At 73.6% G+C, this 19,952-nt stretch carries 18 protein-coding genes; 10 read left to right on the top strand and 8 right to left on the bottom strand.

Features of this window, described 5'->3' with window-relative positions; all coding sequences use genetic code 11:
- Nucleotides 1-195: 195 nt before the first annotated feature.
- Both ACH4DX_RS17250 and ACH4DX_RS17245 read left to right on the top strand, forming a co-directional pair.
- On the top strand, nt 196-1,494 hold the full coding sequence (locus ACH4DX_RS17250; protein WP_398155691.1) for a DUF6986 family protein: 1,299 nt from the start codon (nt 196-198) through the stop codon (nt 1,492-1,494).
- 107 nt (nt 1,495-1,601) lie between these two features.
- Complete coding sequence (locus tag ACH4DX_RS17245) at nt 1,602-3,482, top strand: protein kinase (protein WP_398155690.1); 1,881 nt, start codon at nt 1,602-1,604, stop codon at nt 3,480-3,482.
- Nucleotides 3,483-3,536: 54 nt separating this feature from the next.
- Here the strand turns inward: ACH4DX_RS17245 and ACH4DX_RS17240 are convergent, their stop codons facing one another.
- The gene (locus ACH4DX_RS17240; protein ID WP_398155689.1) at nt 3,537-3,839 is read right to left on the bottom strand and encodes a hypothetical protein; all 303 of its coding nucleotides are present in this window, start codon (nt 3,837-3,839) and stop codon (nt 3,537-3,539) included.
- On the opposite strand from ACH4DX_RS17240, the gene ACH4DX_RS17235 reads away from it, so the two are divergent.
- A complete protein-coding gene (locus ACH4DX_RS17235; protein ID WP_398155688.1) occupies nt 3,840-4,898 on the top strand; it encodes a GNAT family N-acetyltransferase in 1,059 nt (352 codons plus the stop codon).
- On the opposite strand, the gene ACH4DX_RS17230 is transcribed toward ACH4DX_RS17235, so the two are convergent.
- Complete coding sequence (locus tag ACH4DX_RS17230; RefSeq protein ID WP_398155824.1) at nt 4,861-5,847, bottom strand: LacI family DNA-binding transcriptional regulator; 987 nt, start codon at nt 5,845-5,847, stop codon at nt 4,861-4,863. The genes ACH4DX_RS17235 and ACH4DX_RS17230 overlap by 38 nt on opposite strands.
- 542 nt (nt 5,848-6,389) lie before the next feature.
- Here ACH4DX_RS17230 and ACH4DX_RS17225 point away from each other — a divergent pair.
- Both ACH4DX_RS17225 and ACH4DX_RS17220 read left to right on the top strand, forming a co-directional pair.
- Nucleotides 6,390-7,364, top strand: a complete 975-nt coding sequence (locus ACH4DX_RS17225) for an ROK family protein (RefSeq protein ID WP_398155687.1) — start codon at nt 6,390-6,392, stop codon at nt 7,362-7,364.
- A 301-nt stretch (nt 7,365-7,665) separates the two neighbouring features.
- Nucleotides 7,666-8,505 (top strand): hypothetical protein, encoded by an 840-nt coding sequence (locus ACH4DX_RS17220; protein ID WP_398155686.1) that lies wholly within the window; start codon nt 7,666-7,668, stop codon nt 8,503-8,505.
- Between the two features lie 14 nt (nt 8,506-8,519).
- On the opposite strand, the gene ACH4DX_RS17215 is transcribed toward ACH4DX_RS17220, so the two are convergent.
- Entirely contained in the window at nt 8,520-8,912 is a 393-nt protein-coding gene (locus tag ACH4DX_RS17215; RefSeq protein WP_398155685.1) for an STAS domain-containing protein, read from the bottom strand.
- Between the two features lie 303 nt (nt 8,913-9,215).
- On the opposite strand from ACH4DX_RS17215, the gene ACH4DX_RS17210 reads away from it, so the two are divergent.
- Entirely contained in the window at nt 9,216-10,259 is a 1,044-nt protein-coding gene (locus tag ACH4DX_RS17210; RefSeq protein ID WP_398118426.1) for an NUDIX domain-containing protein, read from the top strand.
- A 12-nt stretch (nt 10,260-10,271) separates the two neighbouring features.
- Here ACH4DX_RS17210 and ACH4DX_RS17205 read toward each other — a convergent pair whose 3' ends face one another.
- Nucleotides 10,272-11,264: a helix-turn-helix domain-containing protein gene (locus ACH4DX_RS17205; protein WP_398155684.1), complete on the bottom strand. Its 993-nt coding sequence runs from the start codon at nt 11,262-11,264 to the stop codon at nt 10,272-10,274.
- Nucleotides 11,265-11,666: 402 nt separating this feature from the next.
- A complete protein-coding gene (locus tag ACH4DX_RS17200) occupies nt 11,667-13,022 on the bottom strand; it encodes a dipeptidase (RefSeq protein WP_398155683.1) in 1,356 nt (451 codons plus the stop codon).
- Between the two features lie 142 nt (nt 13,023-13,164).
- Here ACH4DX_RS17200 and ACH4DX_RS17195 point away from each other — a divergent pair, with 142 nt between their 5' ends.
- From ACH4DX_RS17195 to ACH4DX_RS17185, 3 genes are all read left to right on the top strand, one after another.
- Nucleotides 13,165-14,367: a geranylgeranyl reductase family protein gene (locus tag ACH4DX_RS17195; RefSeq protein ID WP_398155682.1), complete on the top strand. Its 1,203-nt coding sequence runs from the start codon at nt 13,165-13,167 to the stop codon at nt 14,365-14,367.
- Between the two features lie 116 nt (nt 14,368-14,483).
- Nucleotides 14,484-15,830: a sensor histidine kinase gene (locus tag ACH4DX_RS17190; protein WP_398155681.1), complete on the top strand. Its 1,347-nt coding sequence runs from the start codon at nt 14,484-14,486 to the stop codon at nt 15,828-15,830.
- Nucleotides 15,827-16,492, top strand: coding sequence for a response regulator (locus ACH4DX_RS17185; protein WP_398155680.1), 666 nt, complete (start codon nt 15,827-15,829; stop codon nt 16,490-16,492). The genes ACH4DX_RS17190 and ACH4DX_RS17185 overlap by 4 nt, the downstream gene beginning before the upstream one ends.
- Here ACH4DX_RS17185 and ACH4DX_RS17180 read toward each other — a convergent pair.
- Both ACH4DX_RS17180 and ACH4DX_RS17175 read right to left on the bottom strand, forming a co-directional pair.
- Nucleotides 16,453-16,839, bottom strand: a complete 387-nt coding sequence (locus ACH4DX_RS17180) for a DUF6332 family protein (protein WP_398155679.1) — start codon at nt 16,837-16,839, stop codon at nt 16,453-16,455. The genes ACH4DX_RS17185 and ACH4DX_RS17180 overlap by 40 nt on opposite strands.
- Nucleotides 16,840-16,943: 104 nt before the next feature.
- On the bottom strand, nt 16,944-18,491 hold the full coding sequence (locus ACH4DX_RS17175) for an MFS transporter (protein ID WP_398118440.1): 1,548 nt from the start codon (nt 18,489-18,491) through the stop codon (nt 16,944-16,946).
- Between the two features lie 86 nt (nt 18,492-18,577).
- Between ACH4DX_RS17175 and ACH4DX_RS17170 the strand changes: the two genes are divergently transcribed.
- The gene (locus ACH4DX_RS17170; RefSeq protein ID WP_398118442.1) at nt 18,578-19,006 is read left to right on the top strand and encodes a MarR family winged helix-turn-helix transcriptional regulator; all 429 of its coding nucleotides are present in this window, start codon (nt 18,578-18,580) and stop codon (nt 19,004-19,006) included.
- Between the two features lie 103 nt (nt 19,007-19,109).
- On the opposite strand, the gene ACH4DX_RS17165 is transcribed toward ACH4DX_RS17170, so the two are convergent.
- Complete coding sequence (locus ACH4DX_RS17165; RefSeq protein ID WP_398155678.1) at nt 19,110-19,838, bottom strand: maleylpyruvate isomerase family mycothiol-dependent enzyme; 729 nt, start codon at nt 19,836-19,838, stop codon at nt 19,110-19,112.
- Between the last annotated feature and the right edge of the window lie 114 nt (nt 19,839-19,952).

The following is a 19,952-nucleotide window of genomic DNA, read 5'->3' as shown; positions in this document are numbered from 1 at the left end:
CGGGTTCGTGACCCGGCGGGATCCCGCTCGCTGTGGAGTGTGCCCACCGGAGTGTGGGGGCGGCAGCTGAGACACGCGTGAACACGCGGGGTCCGGCACGCGAGAAGGTGTTGACCAGCCGGAAGGCGCACGGATAACTTCACCATACGGATTCATGATTCCGGTAAGCGGAAACGATAGTGGGAGGGTGCACGGATGGGTCAGCAGGAGAAGGTGTCCACGAGCCTCGCGGGTGCGGTCAGCGAAGGCATCAGCGCCTCGCTCGCACCGGTCGACGCGCAGCTCGAACGCCGCTACCCGGGAGACCCCGGCACCCGCCAGCCCGTGCACACCGTGTACGTGCCCGGCGAGCTGTTCGCCGCCGACACCATCCGTACCTGGGGCGATCAGGCGCTCGCCGCGCTCGACGAGCACGCCCCGGACGCCGCCTCCTTCGCCGCCGTGCTCGGCCTCGCCGACGAACTCGCCGAGCCCGTGTACGCGCGCGTGCGCGCCAAGCTGGAGCGCGAGCCCGTGGAGGACCTGCGCGTCGACTTCGAGGACGGCTACGGCGGACGCACCGACGCCGAGGAGGACGCGCACGCCGCCCGGGCCGCGCGCCTGATCTCCGCGGCGTACGCGAACGGCACGGCCGCCCCGTACATGGGCATCCGCATGAAGTGCATGGAGGCGGCGGTGCGCGACCGCGGCATCCGCACCCTCGACGTCTTCCTGTCCGGCCTGCTGGACGCGGGCGGCCTGCCCGACGGGCTCGTCCTCACGCTCCCCAAGGTGACGTACGCCGAGCAGGTCACCGCCATGGCACGGCTCCTGGCGGAGTTCGAGAAGGCGCGCGGGCTCACCGCGGGGCGGATCGGCTTCGAGATCCAGATCGAGACCAGCCAGTCCATCCTCGCCGCCGACGGCACCGCTGCCGTGGCCCGCATGATCGACGCCGCCGAGGGCCGCGCGACCGGCCTGCACTACGGCACGTTCGACTACAGCGCCTGCCTCGGCGTCTCCGCCGCGTACCAGGCGAGCGACCACCCCGCCGCCGACCACGCCAAGGCCGTCATGCAGGTCGCCGCCGCGGGCACCGGCGTGCGCGTGTCCGACGGCTCCACGAACGTGCTGCCCGTCGGCCCCACCGCGAAGGTCCACGACGCCTGGCGGCTGCACTACGGCCTGACCCGGCGCGCCCTGGCCCGCGCCTACTACCAGGGCTGGGACATGCACCCCGGACACATCCCGACCCGCTACACCGCCGTCTTCGCCTTCTACCGCGAGGGCTTCGCCCAGGCCGCGGCCCGCCTCGCCGCCTACGCCAACCGCACCGGCGGCGACATCGCGGACGAGCCCGCCACCGCGAAGGCCCTCGCCGGGTACCTGCTGCGCGGCCTGGACTGCGGCGCCCTCGACACCGCCGAGGTCACCCGCCTGACCGGTCTCACCCTCGCCGGCCTCCAGGTGTACGCGGGCCCGCGCCGGGGCGACCTCACCCCCGGCGGGAAGTGACCCGGCCGCGACCGGGGCGCCCGTGCCTCGGGCAGCCGCTGTCACCACTGCCCCGTACCCTGTACGCCACAGCACGGGAGTGACGGCGGCACAGGGACGGGGCAGCGGTGTCTTCGGGGGAACAGCAACACAGCGACGGGGTCGGCCGGCTCCTCGCCGGGCGCTATCGCGTCCTCGCGCAGCTCGGCCGCGGCGGCATGGGCGTGGTGTGGCGCGCCGTCGACGAGGTGCTGCACCGCGAGGTCGCGGTCAAGGAGCTGCGCACCTACACCGACGCCGAAGGTCCCGAACTGGCCGATCTGCGCCTGCGGATGCAGCGCGAGGCCCGTGCGGCGGCCCGCGTCCGCCACCCCGGAGTGGTCGCCGTGCACGACGTGGCGGAGGTCGAAGGGCGGCCGCTGATCGTCATGGAGCTGGTCGAGGGGCCGTCCCTGGACGACGTGCTGCGCGAACGCGGCACGCTCGATCCGCGTGCCGCCGCGGCCGTCGGCGCGCAGGTCATGGAGGCCCTTGCCGCCGCCCACCGCGCCGGTGTCCTGCACCGTGACGTGAAGCCCGGCAACATCCTCCTGGAGACCGGTGGCCGCGTCGTCCTCACCGACTTCGGCATCGCCACCATGGAGGACCCCGGCGACGGCTCGGCCACGCACCTCACGCGCAGCGGTGAACTCGTCGGCTCCCTGGACTACCTGGCGCCCGAGCGCGCCCAGGGCCAGGAGCCCGGGCCCGCCTCGGACGTCTGGGCGCTCGGCGCGACGCTGTACGCGGCCGTGGAGGGCGCCTCGCCGTTCCGCCGCACGTCGACGTGGTCCACGCTCACCGCGATCGTGGTCGAGCCACTGCCCGTACCGCTCCGCGCGGGGCCGCTCATGCCCGTCCTGCGCCTGCTCATGGACAAGGACCCGCGCTCCCGGCCGGACGCGGAGGGGGCGCGGCGGCTCCTTGAGCAGGTGGCCGCGGGGGTGGTGCCGTCTGCGGAGACGGTGGTTTCCGCGGTGGCGCCGAACTCTGTCCCGACGCCGGATCCTGTCCTGTCGCCGGACTCCGCGGTGGCGGCGGGGGCCGTCGACGCCGGGGGGTACGGGGCGAAGGGGGCGGACGGTGCCCGGGCGGGGGAGCGCGAGCCCACGGTGCGGCACGTGCCGTCCGCACCGCCGCCCGGGTTCGGGCCGCCGCCCGGCGGGACCATACCGGTGCCCGCTCCGGAGCCCGCGGGTAGGCGTGCCGCGCGTACGGCGCGTACGGCTCGGCCGCGCAAGGCGCTGCTCGCCGCGGTGGCCGTGGCCGTGGTCCTGGCCGCGACGGGTGTGACCGTGGCGGCGCTGTCCGGCGGGGACGGCGAGAAGGACCGGGCGCAGGACGCGCGGGAGGCCGGGAACGCGGCCGAGCCCGGGTCCGACGGGAGCCGGGGCGCGATGGACCCGGCGGACGACTCCAGGCCCTCCGGCCTCGGGGACGAGGAACCGAGGCCCGGCAAGAAGACCAAGGACGCCGACGCCGAGCGTCCGGACAGGGACGGCGAAGAAGGCGAGGACGGCAAGGACGCTGAGCGCGAGGGCGACGCGCGGGACAAGGGCGGGAAGGGCGGCGGCGACGGATCCGCGGACGACCGCGACGGCTCCGGCAAGGACTCCTCCGACAAGTCCGCCACCCGCCCCGAGGACCGGGACCCCGCCAAGGGCGGTTCCGGGGACGGCAGTCGGGAGCCCGTCTGCCACCCGGCGGGCGGCGGCAAGTACAACTGCTCGGTGTGGCGGACCGCCAAGTCGTACACGGCGTCGGGCGCGGAAGCGGGCACCCTCAACGCGGGCACCAACTACTTCTACTGCCAACAGGACCTCGGCCGCCGCGAGACCCACGGCCGGTGGACGAACGTCTGGTGGGCCAGGACGGACGACGACAGCGGCAACACGAACGTGTTCGTGAGCGACGTCTACATCCAGGGCGGCGACAACGACAAACCGCTGCCGGGCCTGCCGGTCTGCTGAGAGCCACCGTCCGCGCAACGCGACACCCTGGCGCCCCCCGGCACGCCGCGCGCCTCAGCACCCACGAGAACCGGCCCCCACGAAACCGGCACCCACGAAATCCAGTTGTGACGGCCACCGCCGGGCGCGGACCCTGGCGCGATGGACGACGCGACGAATTACCCGGACGCGAGGGGCCGCCCGGAGGGGACGTACGCGAGGGGCTGCCCGGAGGGGACGCACGCGTCGGGCCGCCCGGAAGCGGCGTACGCGTCGGGCCGCCCGGAAGCGGCGTACGCGTCGGGCCACCCGGAGGGGACGCACGCGTCGGGCCACCCGGACGGGACGCACGCCACGAACCATCCGGACGGGACGCACGTGACGGACCGCCCGGACGGGACGCACGCCACGAACCACCCGGACGGGACGTACGCTACGAACCACCCGGAAGCGACGCACACAACGCTCACGACGGACGAACTGACCGTTCGGGCCGCAAGCGTGGCGGACACCGCTGCGATCTGCGCCCTGCTCAACGCCGTCGACCTGGTCGAGACAGGGCGCGCCGAGACCGACCCGGGCAGCGTCGAGACCGACCTCGTGCGCCCCGACGCGGACCTGGCCCGCAACTCCTGGCTCGCGTTCCACGCCGGCAGGCTCGTCGCGTACGGGTTGCTGTGGGACGCCTCGGGCGGCGAGCGCATCGACGCCGATCACTACGTCCTGCCCAGCCACCAGGACGCGGGGGAGCGGCTGCTCGCCGCCATCGAGCGGCGCGCGGCCGAACGCGCGGGTGAGAACGGCGCCGACCGCGCCGTCGTCCACCTCACCCTCAACAGCCGCCCCACCCTCGACCCGAGGAGACTCACCGCCCGCGGCTGGCACCCCGTCCGCCGCTACCACGTACTGACCAGGCCGCTCGCGCCCGAAGCCGACCCCGCGCCTGTCCCGCCGCCCGGACTGACCCTGCGGAGCTGCGAGGCGGAGACGGACCGGCGCCGCGCGCACGCCCTGGTCGAGGAGACGTTCGCCGCCCACCACGACCACCAGCCGCGCGGCTACCGGCAGTGGCTCGACGACCTGGGCCCGGGGATGGACTGGTCACTGGTCTGGATCGCCGCCCTGGAGGGGGCGGGTGACGTGGGCGTCGTCCTGACCCGCGACGACCGCGAGGCCATGGCCTGGGTCCGCAACCTCGGCGTCCGAGCGTCCGCCCGCGGCAGGGGCATCGCGGGGCACCTGCTGCGGCACGCCTGCGCGGTGTACGCGGCACGGGGCCGCGACACCGTCGGCCTCGGCGTCGACACGGAGAACGCGACGGGCGCCCTTGACCTGTACACATCCCACGGCTTCGGCCTGCACTACGCCGCGGACACCTGGGAGGTGACGCTGCCGGCGCTCAGGACGCGGGCGGCAGTTCCCCCGACCCCCGCGTGATCAGGCGCGTGGGCAGCTCGATCAGCTCCGGGGCGTCCGAGGCGCCGTCGAGCTGGCGGAACAGCCGCTCCGCGGCCGTCCGGCCCAGCTGCGCAGCGTCCTGCGCGACCACCGTCACACCGGGGCTGAGCAGATCGGCCAGCTCGAAGTCGTCGAAGCCGACGAGAGCGACGGGGCGGGTGCGGGCGGCGACGACACGCACCACCGTCACCGTCACACGGTTGTTGCCCGCGAAGACGGCGGTCACGGGGGCGGACCCGGTCAGCATCGCCTCGGCGGCACGCCGGACCCGCTCGGGGTCCGTGGGGCCGAGTGACACCCAGGACTCGTCGACCTCGATCTCCGCGTCCGCCATCGCCGCGCGATAGCCGCGCAGCCGCTCTATCGCGGTGTGGATGCGCGGTTGGTCGCCGATGAAGCCGATGCGGCGGTGACCGTGCGCGATGAGGTGCGCGACACCGTCCCTCGCACCGCCGAAGCTGTCGGAGAGGACCACGTCGGCGTCGATGCGCCCCGGCGGCCGGTCGACGAACACGGTGGCGACCCCGGCGGCGATCTCCGGCTCCAGATAGCGGTGGTCGTCGGCCGCGGGGATGATCACGAGCCCGTCGACGCGGCGCGCGCACAGCGCGAGCACCAACTCCTGCTCCCGGTCCGGGTCCTCGGCGCTCGACCCGTTGATGAGCAGCGCACCGTGCGCGCGGGCGACCTCCTCGACGGCGCGGCTCAGCGGCCCGTAGAACGGGTCGGCCAGGTCTTCGAGTACGAGACCGATGCTCGCCGTGCGGCCCTTGCGCAGCACCCGCGCGCTGTCGTTCCGCCGGAAGCCGAGGGCCTCGATGGCCTCCTGGACGCGGCGCTCGGTGTCGGGAGTGACACCGGCTTCGCCGTTCACGACGCGGGAGACCGTCTTGAGACCCACGCCCGCGCGGGCGGCGACGTCCTTCATGGTCGGCCGGTTGCCGTAACGGCGCTTGGCGTCCGCGGTGCCGTCCGTGCGGCTCCCGTCGGTACGGAGGCGGGAGACGGGGGTGCGGGCGGTCTCTGCCACGGTGCGCTGTCCTGTCTGTCGTCCACTGGTGTGTCGTGCACTGCCGCCGGTCCCCTGGCGCGCGGCGGGGGGCGCGGTTCTGGTCCCGTGCGGGTCTCAGTCTGCGCAACGAAGCGCGGTTCCCGCGAGGAAGTTCCGGATTCTCCTGTGTACGGCGCACAGATGATGTCCACTATGGCTCGGAGCCCGTGCGCGCCCGCGTACGGGGGGTCGGTCACGCGCGGTGTGCGAGCGGCGCGCGCGGGCGAGCGGTACGCGGCGGCCCCCGGGCGGGGGTTCTTGCGTGTGCGGGGCACGCGTCGTCGGGCAGAGAGCCTGGACAACGTTGTCAAAAGCGCGAGAGACTGCGGGAGACTGCACACCGGAGTGCGCACGGGCCTGTGCGCCAGACTGTGCACCGCACTCTGCGTCCTGCCCTTTCACCAGGAGATCAGACACTGATGCCCACGGACCTCGTCGCCGCACTCGACATCGGCGGCACCAAGATCGCCGGAGCCCTGGTGGACGGCCAGGGCCGGATCCTGCTGCGTGCCCAGCGGCCGACGCCCGCGCACGAGGACGGTGACACGGTGATGTACGCGGTGGAAGAGGTGATCGGGGAGCTGACGGCCGGTGAGCCGTGGGGGCACGTCCGTGCTGTCGGCATCGGCAGCGCGGGTCCCGTGGACGCGGGCGCGGGCACGGTCAGTCCCGTCAACGTGCCGGGCTGGCGCGGGTATCCGCTGGTGGAGCGGGTCCGTGCGGTGGCCGGCGGCCGGCCCGTCGAGCTGGTGGGCGACGGGGTCGCGATGACGGCGGCCGAGCACTGGCAGGGCGCCGCCCGCGGCCATGACAACGCGCTGTGCATGGTGGTGTCCACCGGCGTCGGTGGCGGCCTGGTCCTCGGCGGCTCGCTGCATCCCGGCCCCACCGGTAACGCGGGCCACATCGGTCACATCAGCGTGGACCTCGACGGTGACCCGTGCCCGTGCGGGGCGCGGGGTTGCGTGGAGCGGATCGCGAGCGGCCCGAACATCGCTCGGCGCGCAGTCGAGGCGGGCTGGCGCCCCGGGCCCGACGGCGACACGTCCGCGGCGGCCGTCGCGCGCGCGGCCCACGCGGGAGACCCGGTCGCCGTCGCCTCCTTCGAGCGGGCGGCGCAGGCCCTCGCCGCGGGGATCGCCGCCACGGCGACGCTCGTGGAGATCGACATCGCGGTGATCGGCGGGGGAGTTGCCCGGGCGGGCGAGACCCTGTTCGCACCCCTGCGCCGCGCCCTGCGGGACTACGCGACGCTCTCCTTCATCCGCGACCTGACCGTGGCCCCCGCCCTGACGGGCACCGACGCGGGCCTGGTGGGCGCGGCGGCGGCGGCGCTGCGGGCGTTCCCCGAGGAGTCGGCGGCGGCACGGCTGCGTCCGGCGGTCAATCGCTGAGGGTTCGGGTGCGTCGGGCGGGGGCGGGGGTGGTTGCTCGGGCTGCGGGGCCCCGCCCTGGGCCGGACGGGCTAGTTCCTGGTGGCCCCGCCCACGTGCTTGGTAGCTCTGCCCACGACCCTGGTCCTCCTGCTACCACAACGGCACTTCGTCGTCGCGGCGCTGACTTTCAGGCCCAACTAGGGATGAGGCCCGGCCTCCGGTGGCAACCGGGGGCCCCTATATCCCTGTCCGGATCGCGTGCTTGTCGACCGGTCGGCATCTCGTCACGCTTGCCCCACGAACGGTCGTAGGGGGCTATGTGCCGATTTTTAGCAAAGGGTCCGGCCATGAGGACCTGCTCCGCCAGATCCTGCAAGAACTCGGCGAGCTGCGCCAGCAGGTCGACCACCAGCAGTACGCCGTCGACCAGGCCCGTCAGGACGCCAACGCCGCCATCAACTCCGGTCTCGCCGAGATCCGCTCCGTCGTCCGCGACGGACTCAACCGCAGTGCCGACACCCTTCGTGACCCGTTGATCCACGTCAGCACCGAACTGGTGGGCCTGCGCGCCTCGATCAACGACCTGAACCGCGCCCGGCCCGCCGCGGACCCGAAGCCCACCCCCGGCGAACCGGAGCCGGAGCCCGAGCCGAAGGAGCCACTCGCCATGACGCTGCCCGCCATGACGCCGTCCGCCGAGACACCGCCCACCGAGACACCGCCCGCCGGTGAGCCCGACGCCACCGAGCACCGGGACCTGCTCCGCAAAGCCGCGGGCATCTCGGCCGCCACGCTCCGGGTGCACCGCGACACCTGGGCCTTCCTGGTGGAGCACGCCGGGCAGGACAAGCACTTCCACATCCCCGGCGCCGTCGGGGAGACCGGCGGCACCGTCACCGTCGACGTGTCGGGCCGCAGCCTCGTCGCCGCCCTCACCAGCCTCCACGGCGTTCAGCACGCCCCAGCGGTCGACCCCGGCACCGCAGCCATCGCCCATCACTTGTACGAGCGCGTCGCCACCACCGTGCGCTCCCTCACCACCACATTCCACCCCGACAGCAGCCCCGTGCACATCACCGTCGACGACCGCGCGGCACCCGAGAACGACGACAACGAGCCACCGGAACAACCCCCCACCGGGCGCGACGACGGCGACTGACCCAGGGGCGGGCGTCAGAGGTCCGGTTGCGCGTGGGCGAGGGCCTCGCGCACCGACGCCACCGGTGACAGCGTCGCCTTCAGGCCGGTGATGCCCATGACGCGCAGGGACATCCGGTCGGTGCACACCACGCCGAGGCGGGCGTCCCTGGCGTCGAGGCGGCACCTGGCCCGCATGAGCAGGGCGAGACCCGAGCAGTCGATGAACGTCGTGCGGGACAGATCGAGCACGACGGTCCGCGCGGGTCCCGCGGTCACCGTGTCGATCAGCGGCGTGGTCTGCTGGAGCGCCACGAGATCGACCTCACCGCACAGCTCGATGACGGTGGCGTCCCCGACCTCGTACACATGAGGCGGCGGCGATTCCGGGGCGTCGTATGTGAAATGGCTCAGTTCGTCCTGATGCACTAATCCCCCCAGAGCAAGTCCCAGCCCGAGCGCGGCCGGGTGCGGGTGCCGTGAGGCAGCCGGAACGAGCAGGTCACCAGGGGCCGGGGTGCCTGGCGGATCACCGTATCGGGCGCCGAGGGACCGCGAAGTGAGGGAACGATTCACGTGGGAGGGACGACACTCGATAGGCGGAAGTTGATAGGAGGGCCTTGACAGGGTGCTCGGCCCTTTGGAGTGCGCATTGCCGCCCTCATCAGCGGCTGGTTTCCGTGGCAGTGTGTTGCGGGCAAGCCACTGGGGGCCAACAGAAGAGGGGGAACCGTGATCGTCTGGATCAACGGCGCGTTCGGTGCGGGCAAGTCCAGCGCCGCACGGGAACTGATCGAGCTGATCCCGAACAGCACGCTCTTCGACCCCGAGGTCATCGGCGGTGCGCTCCCGCACCTGCTGCCCGCCAAGCGCCTCGCCGAGGTGAGCGATTTCCAGGACCTGCCGATCTGGCGGCGCCTGGTGGTCGACGCGGCCGCCGGTCTGCTCGCCGAGGTGGGCGGCGTCCTGGTGGTGCCGATGACACTGCTGCGCCAGGAGTACCGCGACGAGATATTCGGGGGCCTCGCCGCCCGCCGCATCGGCGTACGCCATGTTCTGCTCGCCCCGGACGAAACGATCCTGCGTGCGCGCATCGCCCGCCGCGAGTTCCCCCTGGACGCCCCCGACGGCGAACTGCGCGTCCGGCAGTGGTCCTTCGACCACATCGAGCCCTACTCCGCCGCGCTCGCCGGCTGGCTCGGCGCGGACGCCCACCGCGTCGACACCAGCACCCTGACGCCGTACGAGACCGCCGAGCGCGTCGCCGAAGCCGTACGCACCGGAGCCGCCGCCGTCTGCGACATCGTGCAGACCCCCGAGCCCACCGCGGAGACCCTCGCCGCCGGGGTGCTGCTCTTCGACGAGCAGGACCGGGTGCTGCTCGTCGACCCGACGTACAAGGCGGGCTGGGAATTCCCCGGCGGTGTGGTGGAGCCGGGCGAGGCTCCCGCGCGCGCGGGCGTGCGCGAGGTCGCCGAGGAGACCGGCATCCGGCTCCGCGGCACCCCGAGGCTCCTGGTCGCCGACTGGGAGGCGCCGAAGCCGCCCGGCTACGGCGGCATGCGCTTCCTCTTCGACGGCGGCAGGCTCGCCGGTGCCGAGGTCGAGGACATGCTCCTTCCAGGCCCCGAACTGCGCGCCTGGCGCTTCGTCACGGAGGCCGAGGCCGAACGGCTGCTGCCCCCGGTGCGCTACGCACGCCTGCGCTGGGCCCTCCGCGCGCGGGAGCGGGGTGCGGCGCTGTACCTGGAGGCGGGTGAGCCGGTGGGCGGCTGAACCGGACGCGCCTCAGGCGGGCAGCAGCGGCTGCCGCCCCTCCAGGAGCGAGACCCCGAGCGCGGTGGCGCCGTGCAGCGTGGTGTTGCGGTGCCGGTGGCTCGAGACCAGCGAGGCCGCGCGCAGCGCGGTGAGGTGCCTGCTGGCGTTGGACGGGGTGAGGCCGGTGAGCCGGGCCAGTTCGGCCGTGGTGAAGGTTCCGTCCGCCGCGGCTTCGAGGAGCAGGGCGCGGGCGTGGCCGAGGAGGGCGCCGAGGGCGGGGCGCGCGGCCGTGGCGGCGGGGCGCTCCCAGCCGGGGCTGTGCTCGATCGGATAGACCAGGACGGGTTCGAGGGCGGGGTCGAACAGGGCTGTCGGGCGGTAGCGGCAGAAGAACGACGGTTGCAGCAGCAGCCCGCGGCCTTCGAGGTGGAGGTCCTGGTCGACGGGGAAGTCCAGGGCGAGGACCGGATAGTCCCAGCGCGCGGACGGGTGCAGCGTCGCGAACACCGCCGCCCACCCGCCGTGCGCGAGACTCCGCGTGCGCAGGGCGACGTCGCGCCGCACCGCGCCGTGGACGGCCCCCCAGTGGGGTCGCAGGACGGCGTCGAAGTACGCGTGCGTGGTGTCGGCGATGCGGCCGAGCACCGTGGCGGACCCGGCAGCGAGGTCCGCGGTCCACGCGGGCAGCCGGAGCCCCGGGTTGCAGCGCCCGAAGGTCTCCAGCTCCGCGCGCAGCCTGGCGCGGGGCACGGCGCGCAGCGCGGTCGTCTGGGCCCGCAGCCCCGCCCCGGTCCGCGGGGTGAGGAAGTCGCAGGTGTAGCCGCGGGCCGGGGACAGGGCGGTGAGGAGCCGGAGGCCGGCCGGGAGCCGTGGGGCCACCCGCCGCCGCCAGGGGCCGAAGAGCACGGAGGCGTCGCGGCGTTGCAGCCGGTGCAGGCTGATGTTCACCTCCCACATCGGATCGGGTTCCTCGGCGAAGCGTGTGCGCGCGAGATCGTCCGAGGTGAAGTGAATCCTGAGCATTCCGTTTCCCCCATGTTTCGGTACCCGTGACCGGTGCCTCGAATTTCCGCCCGATCGCACCCTTCTAGCATTTGACCGATAGGTGCAGCAGTCTCTTTTCGGCGCGAGAGAGCGAGGTGCCGAGCCCGGCCGTGACAGCAGCGGGGAAGCGCCTGAGCAGCAGATATGAGGCGGCCGTAGGCGGAATCCCGAGCTGAATATGGAATTTCGCGAAATGCGGCGGACCGGACCGCGCCGCACCGCCTGGCGAGAATGCAGGCGTCGGCACCGGAGACGCGAAGACGCTCCCCGACCACAGGGAGAAGCGGGGTGCGTGGGGCGGCCGCCGGTATTCGGAGGCCGACGCGCGCTGCCGTGGGCGGAGGGGACCCGCCCACGGCAGCCGCGGTGTGTAAAAGACGGTCAGCTCGTCGCGTACCGCTTCAGGAACAGCGCCTCCGCCACCGACATCCGCTCCAGCTCCTCGGGCGACACGCTCTCGTTGACCGCGTGGATCTGCGCCTCGGGCTCGTTCAGACCGATCAGCAGGATCTCCGCCTCCGGGTACAGGGCGGCCAGCGTGTTGCACAGCGGGATCGAGCCGCCCATGCCCGAGGCCTGCATCTTCTCGCCGTCGTAGGCCTCGCTGAGCGCCGCGGCCATCGCCTCGTAGGCGGGGCTCGTGGTGTCCGCGCGGAACGCCTGTCCCTGACCTGTCTGCTCCGTCGTGACGCGCGCGCCCCACGGAGTGCGCGACTCCAGATGGGCCCGCAGCGCCTTCGTGGCCTCGGCCGCGTCCATGCCGGGCGGCACCCGCAGGCTGATCAGCGCCCGCGCGCTCGCCTGCACCGACGGCGTCGCGCCGACCACCGGCGGGCAGTCGATGCCGAGGACCGTGACGGCGGGGCGCGCCCAGATGCGGTCGGCGACCGAGCCCCGACCGATGAGCTCGACCCCGTCCAGGACCTTGGCGTCCTTGCGGAAGTCGGCGTCCGCGTACTGCAAGCCCTCCCAGACTCCGTCGGCGGCGAGGCCTTCGACCGTCGTCGAGCCGTCCTCCGCCCGCAGCGAGTCGAGCACGCGCACCAGTGCGGCGAGCGCGTCGGGCGCCGCGCCACCGAACTGCCCGGAGTGCAGATTGCCCTCCAGGGTGTCGATCCGTACGCGTACGAGGGTCATGCCGCGCAGCGTCGCGGTCACCGTCGGCAGCCCCACCCGGAAGTTGCCCGCGTCACCGACCACGATCGTGTCGGCCCGCAGCAGGTCCGGGTGCTCCTCCGCGTACCGCTCGAGGCCGCCCGTGCCCTGCTCCTCCGAGCCCTCGGCGATCAGCTTGACGTGCACGGGGACGCCGCCGTTCGCCTTCAGGGCGCGCAGCGCGAGCAGGTGCATGACGATGCCGCCCTTGCAGTCGGCGCTGCCCCGCCCGTACCACCGGCCGTCGCGCTCGGTCAGCTCGAAGGGGGGCGTCGCCCAGCCCGCCTCGTCGAGCGGCGGCTGCACGTCGTAGTGCGCGTACAGCAGGACGGTCGGGGCGCCCTCGGGGCCCGGCAGATACCCGTACACCGACTGTGTGCCGTCCGGGGTGTCGAGCAGCGCGACGTCCTCGAAGCCCTCGGTGCGCAGCGCGTCGGCCACCCAGTTCGCGGCGGCCTCGCTCTCGCTCCTCGGATACTGCTCGAAGTCCGCCACCGACCTGAACGCCACCAGTTCGGTGAGTTCGGCCTTTGCCCTCGGCATGAGAGAGGCGACGGTCGCGGCGACCGGATGCGGGGACATGGGCACGCTCCTCGTGGGTGCGACGTTGTACGGGGATGCGGGTGATCCTCCCACAGGAGGTTCGCGCGGACGTGCGCCGTAGGATGCCTCAGGAGAGCGCGGTCAGCGCGGCCAAGAGCGGGATCGGGAGCGGAAGACCAACGTGAGCAGCGAGAACTCAGCGGACGACGCGGCGCAGGTGTGGGACGTCGTCGTGGTCGGCGCGGGCCCCGCGGGCGCCTCGGCGGCCTATGCGACGGCCGTCGCGGGACGCAGCGTACTGATCCTGGAGAAGGCCGAACTGCCGCGGTACAAAACGTGTGGCGGCGGCATCATCGGGCCCTCGCGGGACGCGCTGCCGCCCGGGTTCGAGCTGCCCCTGCGGGACCGCGTGCACGCGGTGACGTTCTGTCTCGACGGGAAGTTCTCCCGCACCCGGCGCTCCCGCAGCATGCTGTTCGGCCTCATCGACCGCTCCGAGTTCGACCAGCAGCTCGTCGAGCACGCGCAGAAGGCGGGCGCCGAGCTGCGCACGGGTGCCACGGTGGTGCGCGTCGAGCAGCACGGCCCGGCGGTCCCCGACCGGCGCACGGTCGCCGTCGTCCTCCAGGGCGGCGAGACCGTCCTGGCCCGCGCGGTCGTCGGCGCCGACGGCAGCGCGAGCCGCATAGGGTCGCACGTCGGCGTGAAGCTGGACCAGGTCGACCTGGGTCTCGAGGCCGAGATCCCGGTGCCCTCGACCGTCGCCGAGGACTGGGCGGGCCGCGTCCTCATCGACTGGGGTCCGATGCCCGGCAGTTACGGCTGGGTGTTCCCCAAGGGGGACACGCTCACCGTCGGTGTGATCTCCGCGCGCGGCGAGGGCGCCGCCACGAAGCGGTACCTGGAGGACTTCATCGCCCGCCTCGGCCTCGCGGGCTTCGAGCCCGCGATCTCCTCGGGCCATCTCACGCGCTGCCGCAGTGACGACTCGCCCCTGTCCCGTGGACGCGTCCTCGTGTGCGGGGACGCGGCGGGGCTCCTGGAGCCGTGGACCCGTGAGGGCATCTCCTTCGCGCTGCGCTCCGGGCGGCTCGCGGGGGAGTGGGCGGTGCGGATCGCGGAGGCGCACGACGCGGTGGACGCCCGCCGCCAGGCCCTGAACTACGCGTTCGCCGTCAAGGCCGGCCTCGGCGTCGAGATGAGCGTCGGCCGCCGCATGCTGACCGTCTTCGAGCGCCGCCCCGGCCTGCTGCACACCGCGATCACCGGTTTCCGGCCCGCGTGGAACGCCTTCGCGAAGATCACCCGTGGTGCGACGACGCTGGCGGAGATCGTGCGGACGCATCCGGTGGCGGGGCGGGTCCTGAGCCGGATGGACAAGTAGCTCCCCCCTTGTGGGGCGGCGCTCTCCGTGCGGGACTTCGTACTCCACCGGGAGTACACCTGATCACCTCGCCCGGCGGACGCCCGGCACCGGGCCCGCGGTCTAGCGTGACCGCCATGGAAGAACAGCGTGGACGCGAGGCCGACGGCGGCCCGCCCCGGGACGGGGACGGGCCGCCGTCGCGTTCCACGGAGTCACCGTCGGGCTCCGCGGAAGCGCCGCGGGCGGGCGCGGGGGCGCCGGGGCGGCATCCCACGGGCCCGCCCTGGTGGCGGGACGGCCCCGTGTGGTGGCGGCTCGGGGGTGCGGGGTCGCGGCTGCCTTGGCCGACCACCGTGCTGCTCACCGGCTTCGTGCAGTTCGGCACCACGTTCGCCACGCACGGTCAGCCCGACAGGGAGCCGGTCGACGGCTACGCGCGGGCCCTGCTCCTCGCGGGCACGGCCGCGCTCCTGCTGCGCCACCGGCGCCCGGTGCCGGTGGTGTACGTCGTCACCGGGACGGCCCTGGTGTACCTCGGCGCCGGATACCCCTACGGTCCGGTCTTCGTCACCGTCGCCGTGGCCTGCTTCGCGGCCGTCGTCGCCGGGCACCGCGGGGCGGCGTGGGGTGCCGTCGGGGCGCTGTGGGCCGGGCACGTCCTGCTCGCGCACTGGCTGTACCGGTGGCTGCCGCCCGCGGGTGACGAGGCCGAGCCCTGGGGGCAGGAGATCGCCGCGGCCGTCTGGGTGGTCGCCGTCATCGCCGTATCCGAGCTGGCCCGCACCCGCCGCGAGCAGTGGACCAGGCAGCGCGAGGAACGCGAGCTGGCCGCCCGGCGCCGCGCCGACGAGGAGCGTCTGCGCATGGCGCGGGAGCTGCACGACGTGCTCGCCCACAGCATCTCCGTCATCAACGTCCAGGCGGGCGTCGGCCTCGCCCTGCTCGACTCCGACCCAGAGCAGGCCCGCACGGCCCTGACCACCATCAAGGCCGCCAGCAAGGAGGCGCTCGGCGAGGTCCGCCAGGTCCTCGACACCCTCCGCGCCCCGGGCGCCGCACCCCGCGCCCCCGCCCCCGGACTCGACCGCCTCCCCGAACTCGTCGAGCAGGCGCACAGCGCGGGCCTGACGGTCACCGTCACCACGGAGGGCCGCGGCGAAGCCCTGCCGCCCGGCGCCGACCTGGCCGCGTTCCGCATCGTGCAGGAGGCCCTGACCAACGTCGTGCGGCACTCGGGCTCGCGCACCGCCCGCGTCCTGGTGCGCCGTGCGCCCGACGCGGTGACCCTGAGCGTCGACGACGAAGGGCCCGCCACCGGCGCCCGTGCGGGCGGAAGCGGCAACGGCCTCGCCGGGATGCGGGAGCGGGCCGCCGCCCTGAACGGCACCGTCGAAGCCGGTCCGCGCCCGGACGGCGGTTTCCGGGTCACCGCGGTCCTGCCCACCCGCACCGGCCCCACGGCTCCCCAGGAGGACCAGTGATCCGCGTACTGCTCGCCGACGACCAGTCGTTGGTCCGCGCCGGGTTCAGGGCGCTGCTCGACGCGCAGGCCGACGTCGAGGTCGTGGGCGAGGCGCCGGACGGCGAGGAGGCCGTGCGCCTGGTGCGCCTGCTGCGCCCCGACGTCGTCCTGATGGACATCCGCATGCCGGTGCTCGACGGCCTGGCGGCCACCCGCCGCGTCACCGGCGAGGCGGACCTCGACGGGGTGAAAGTGGTCATGCTCACCACCTTCGAGCTGGACGAGTACGTCTTCGAGGCCATCCGCTCCGGCGCCTCGGGCTTCCTGGTGAAGGACACCGAACCCGAGGAACTGCTGCGTGCGGTACGGGCGGTGGTCGCCGGGGACGCGCTGCTCTCGCCGGGGGTGACGCGCCGCCTCATCGGGGAGTTCGCCGCGCGCTCCAAGGAGCCGGCGGCCGCCGAGGCGCTGAGCGAGCTCACCGAACGCGAGCGGGAGGTGATGGCGCTCGTCGGCATCGGCCTCTCCAACGAGGAGATCGCCCGCCGCCTAGTCGTCAGCCCGCTCACCGCGAAGACACATGTGAGCCGCACCATGGTGAAGCTGCACGCCAGGGACCGGGCCCAGCTCGTCGTGCTCGCCTACGAGTCGGGCCTCGTCCGGCCCGGCTGGCTCGGCTGATCCGCCCCGCCGTCCCCGCGCTCCTCCAGGTACGCGGCGATGTCCATGCCCCCGTACGGAGCCCCGCCGTCCAGAGCGGCCCGCCGCGCGCGCTCGCGCGCCGTGAACCGCCACAGCACCGTCACGAGCCGGACGGCGAACGCCGCCGCCGCGAGGGCGACGCCCACGCGCAGGAGGACGCGCTCCACCACCTCGGGCGGGTCGAACGCCAGCGCCGGTCCCGCCACGACCACGCCGATCACGGCGAGCGCCAGCACCGTCGCGCTCACGAGCGCGTACCCGATCTCGATCGTGACGGCGTCCCGCTCGGCCCGGCTGCGCCGGCGGCGGCCCGTGTCCCGCTCCATGGTCTCCCCGTACGTACGTCGTCCGCTTACCGCGAGTGAAACAGCCCGCTGCCCGGTGGGCAAGGAACCCACCGGGCAGCCGGGGTACGGGAGGGGTCCCGGAGTCAGTCGCCCACGGTGACCCGCTCGCCCTCGGAAGCGGTCGCACCGGACGCGTGCGCCGCGGGGGCCGACGAGGCCGCGGGCCCGGCGGCGATCGCCGACTTCGCCACGACCACGGTCCGCTGCCTGCGCCGGGACCGCAGCCCGGTGAGGTTGATGAGCAGACCCGCGAGCGCGAACACGGTGACGAGGACCAGGCCGGGGCGGTAGCTGTCGAGGACGGCCTGCGGGGACGCGGCGCCCTCGGCGGAACCGTCGTCGGACGCCGTGATGACCGCGGTGGTGATCGCGAGGATCACCGCGCCGCCCACCTGGATGGAGGTGTTGAGCAGACCGGAGACCATGCCCTGCTCGTGGTCGTCCACGCCGTTGGTGGCCTGGATGTTGAGCGAGGGGAAGACCAGGGCGCAGGCGAGGCCGAGCAGGATCATCGACGGCAGGATGACGGCGGCGTACGAGGGCGAGAGGTCGATGCGCAGGAACAGCGCGTACGACGCCACGAGCAGCGCGAAGCCCGTCACGATCACACGGGTGGTGCCGAACCGGTCGATGACACCGGCGATCTTGGTGGCGGACAGGGCCACGATCACACCGGCGGGCAGGAAGGCGAGTGCCGTCTCCAGGGCCGACCAGCCGAGCAGCGACTGGAGGTACTGCGTGGCGATGAACTGGAACGACACATAGCCGCCGAAGAACGTCACCGCGCCGAGCTGGGCCCGGACCTGGGGCCCCGAGCGGAGCACGCCGAGACGGATCAGCGGGCTCGCGGTGCGCAGCTCGATGCGGACGAACACGGCGAGCAGTACGGCCACCGCGAGGAAGGAGAGCAGCGTGCGGGCGGAGGCCCAGCCGACCTCGGGCGCCTGCACGACGGTGAAGACGAGCAGCAGCATCGAGGCCGTGCCGGTGACGGCGCCCGGCACGTCGTAGCCGCCGCGCTTCTCCTCGCGGGGGGAACGCGGAATGAGCTTGAGCCCGGCGAGCAGGGCGAGCACGGCGATCGGCGCGGGCAGCAGCATGGTGAGGCGCCAGCTGACCTCGGTCAGTACGCCGGACAGGACGAGGCCGAGGGAGAAGCCGGCGGCGGCGCAGGTGGTGTAGATGGACAGGGCGCGGTTGCGGACCGGGCCCTCGGCGAACGTGGTCGTGATGATGGACAGGCCTGCGGGCGCGGTGAAGGCGGCGCTGAGGCCCTTCACGAAGCGGCTGGCGATCAGCAGCGGACCGGAGTCGACGAGCCCGCCGAACAGCGAGGTCAGGGCGAAGACGCCGAGGGCGATCAGGAACACCTCGCGGCGGCCGAGCAGGTCGGCCGCCCGGCCGCCGAGCAGCAGCAGACCGCCGTAGCCCAGGATGTAGCCGCTGACGACCCATTGCAGGGACGAGGTGGACAGGTCCAGTTCGGAGCCGATGGAGGGCAGGGCCACGCCGACCATCGACACGTCGAGCGCGTCCAGGAACATCGCTGCGCACAGCACGAGCAGCGTGCCCCACAGGCGCGGGGTCCAGCGCTCCGGGGACGTGGAGGCAGGAGGGAGCGGAGAAGTCATGCGGAGCAGATTTCCATGCGCATGCATTGAATGCAAGTGCATTTAATTCATGTGCAATAAATGCTGAACTTTGCTACCGTGCGTACATGGCGGCGACCAAGGCCGGGCCGGCGGAGACTGACGCCGAGCAGGGGCTCGTGAACCAGTGGCGGGACATCCTCGCGGTGCACGCGCGCACCCAGTGCGAGCTGGACCGCGAGCTGCATCCGCACGGCCTGGGGGCGAGCGACTTCGAGGTCCTCGACGTGCTCGCCACCGGACTCGCGGAGGACGGCACCGACGCCTTCCGCGTCCAGGACATCGCCTGCCAGGTGCACTTGAGCCAGAGCGCGCTGTCCCGCCTCATCGGCCGTCTGGAGAAGGACGGCCTGGTCGAGCGCGGGATGTGCAACGAGGACCGCCGCGGTGTGCGGGTCTGCCTCACCGGCAAGGGCAGCAAGGTGCACGCCGAGGCGCGGCCCGTGCAGCGGGCGGTCCTCGCCCGGATGCTGCCGGGCGCGGAGCCCAGGGCCTGAGCGGCATCGCCCGGCCCAGGTCTGGGCGGCGAGGGGAACGGGCCCGGGCGCGAGGGTGCCCGCCCCGCCCACGGGTGCCCGACCGCCCCCGGCCACCGACCGCTCAGACCCCCGCCTGCTCGCGCCATCGCTCGGCCAGTTCCGCGTCCCCTGTGACCTGCGGGAACGGTTCCCTGTTCCACAGGGCCAGATACAGCTGCCCGGCCGGTCCCGCGACCTCGCAGTCGGCGGGCGCCGTCCCGCCGGACTCGGTGACGGGGATGTCCTCGGAGAGGCGCACCGTCCAGACGGCCCCCGCGTCCGTGGTCCGTATGCGCAGCACCCGCGGGACATCCGTCCGCATGCGGCTCTTGGCACGCCCGTGGAGCCCGCGCAGCAGCTCGTCGATCCCGTCCGCCGCGAACTCCGTGCCCACCGGCGTGGGCGACCCGCCGCGCGCGGACTCGGCGTCGTAGCGGTGGACGGCCGTCTCGTTGGCCTGGCGGCGCGCCCAGAAGGCGAGCGGTGACGCGGCGGGCAGGAACGACCAGCACTCCAGGTCGTCCGGGGCCTCGCGCAGGGCGGCGACCACACCGGCGTGCCCCTCGCGGAACCAGTCGAGGAGCGCGGCGTCGTCCAGGTCCGGCGCCTCCCGGATGGGACGGGGCGCGGGGTGGCCCTCCGCGACGAACCCCGCCGCCCAGCGGTGCACCGCGCCGGTGTGCCGCAGCAGATCGCGCACCCGCCAGTCGGGGCAGGTGGGGACGGTCGCGTCGAGCCCCGCTTCCTGCGCGGCGCTCGCCAGCAACGTCCCCTCGCGGTCCAGGACTTCGATGTGCTCGGCAGTCTTCATGGGGGGATTGTGCAACACGGTACGGTCGCGGGGCGCGGGACTTTTTCCGCGTACGGGGCTCCGCGGGCACCGCAGGGGCATGCGCACCGTACGGCATGCGCATCGCAGGGGGCA

It is taken from the genome of Streptomyces sp. NPDC017940 (assembly GCF_044328435.1).
In the GTDB taxonomy this organism is placed as follows: domain Bacteria; phylum Actinomycetota; class Actinomycetes; order Streptomycetales; family Streptomycetaceae; genus Streptomyces.
Note: the sequence above shows the minus strand (reverse complement) of the source record. Positions and strands in the feature narration are given on the sequence as shown.

Coding starts and splice junctions, on each gene's coding strand:
- ACH4DX_RS17250 (WP_398155691.1), top strand. CDS start 196: ATGGGTCAGCAGGAGAAGGTGTCCACGAGCCTCGCGGGTGCGGTCAGC.
- ACH4DX_RS17175 (WP_398118440.1), bottom strand. CDS start 18,491: ATGACTTCTCCGCTCCCTCCTGCCTCCACGTCCCCGGAGCGCTGGACC.
- ACH4DX_RS17200 (WP_398155683.1), bottom strand. CDS start 13,022: ATGTCCCCGCATCCGGTCGCCGCGACCGTCGCCTCTCTCATGCCGAGG.
- ACH4DX_RS17170 (WP_398118442.1), top strand. CDS start 18,578: ATGGCGGCGACCAAGGCCGGGCCGGCGGAGACTGACGCCGAGCAGGGG.
- ACH4DX_RS17180 (WP_398155679.1), bottom strand. CDS start 16,839: ATGGAGCGGGACACGGGCCGCCGCCGGCGCAGCCGGGCCGAGCGGGAC.
- ACH4DX_RS17190 (WP_398155681.1), top strand. CDS start 14,484: ATGGAAGAACAGCGTGGACGCGAGGCCGACGGCGGCCCGCCCCGGGAC.
- ACH4DX_RS17225 (WP_398155687.1), top strand. CDS start 6,390: ATGCCCACGGACCTCGTCGCCGCACTCGACATCGGCGGCACCAAGATC.
- ACH4DX_RS17165 (WP_398155678.1), bottom strand. CDS start 19,838: ATGAAGACTGCCGAGCACATCGAAGTCCTGGACCGCGAGGGGACGTTG.
- ACH4DX_RS17205 (WP_398155684.1), bottom strand. CDS start 11,264: ATGCTCAGGATTCACTTCACCTCGGACGATCTCGCGCGCACACGCTTC.
- ACH4DX_RS17230 (WP_398155824.1), bottom strand. CDS start 5,847: ATGAAGGACGTCGCCGCCCGCGCGGGCGTGGGTCTCAAGACGGTCTCC.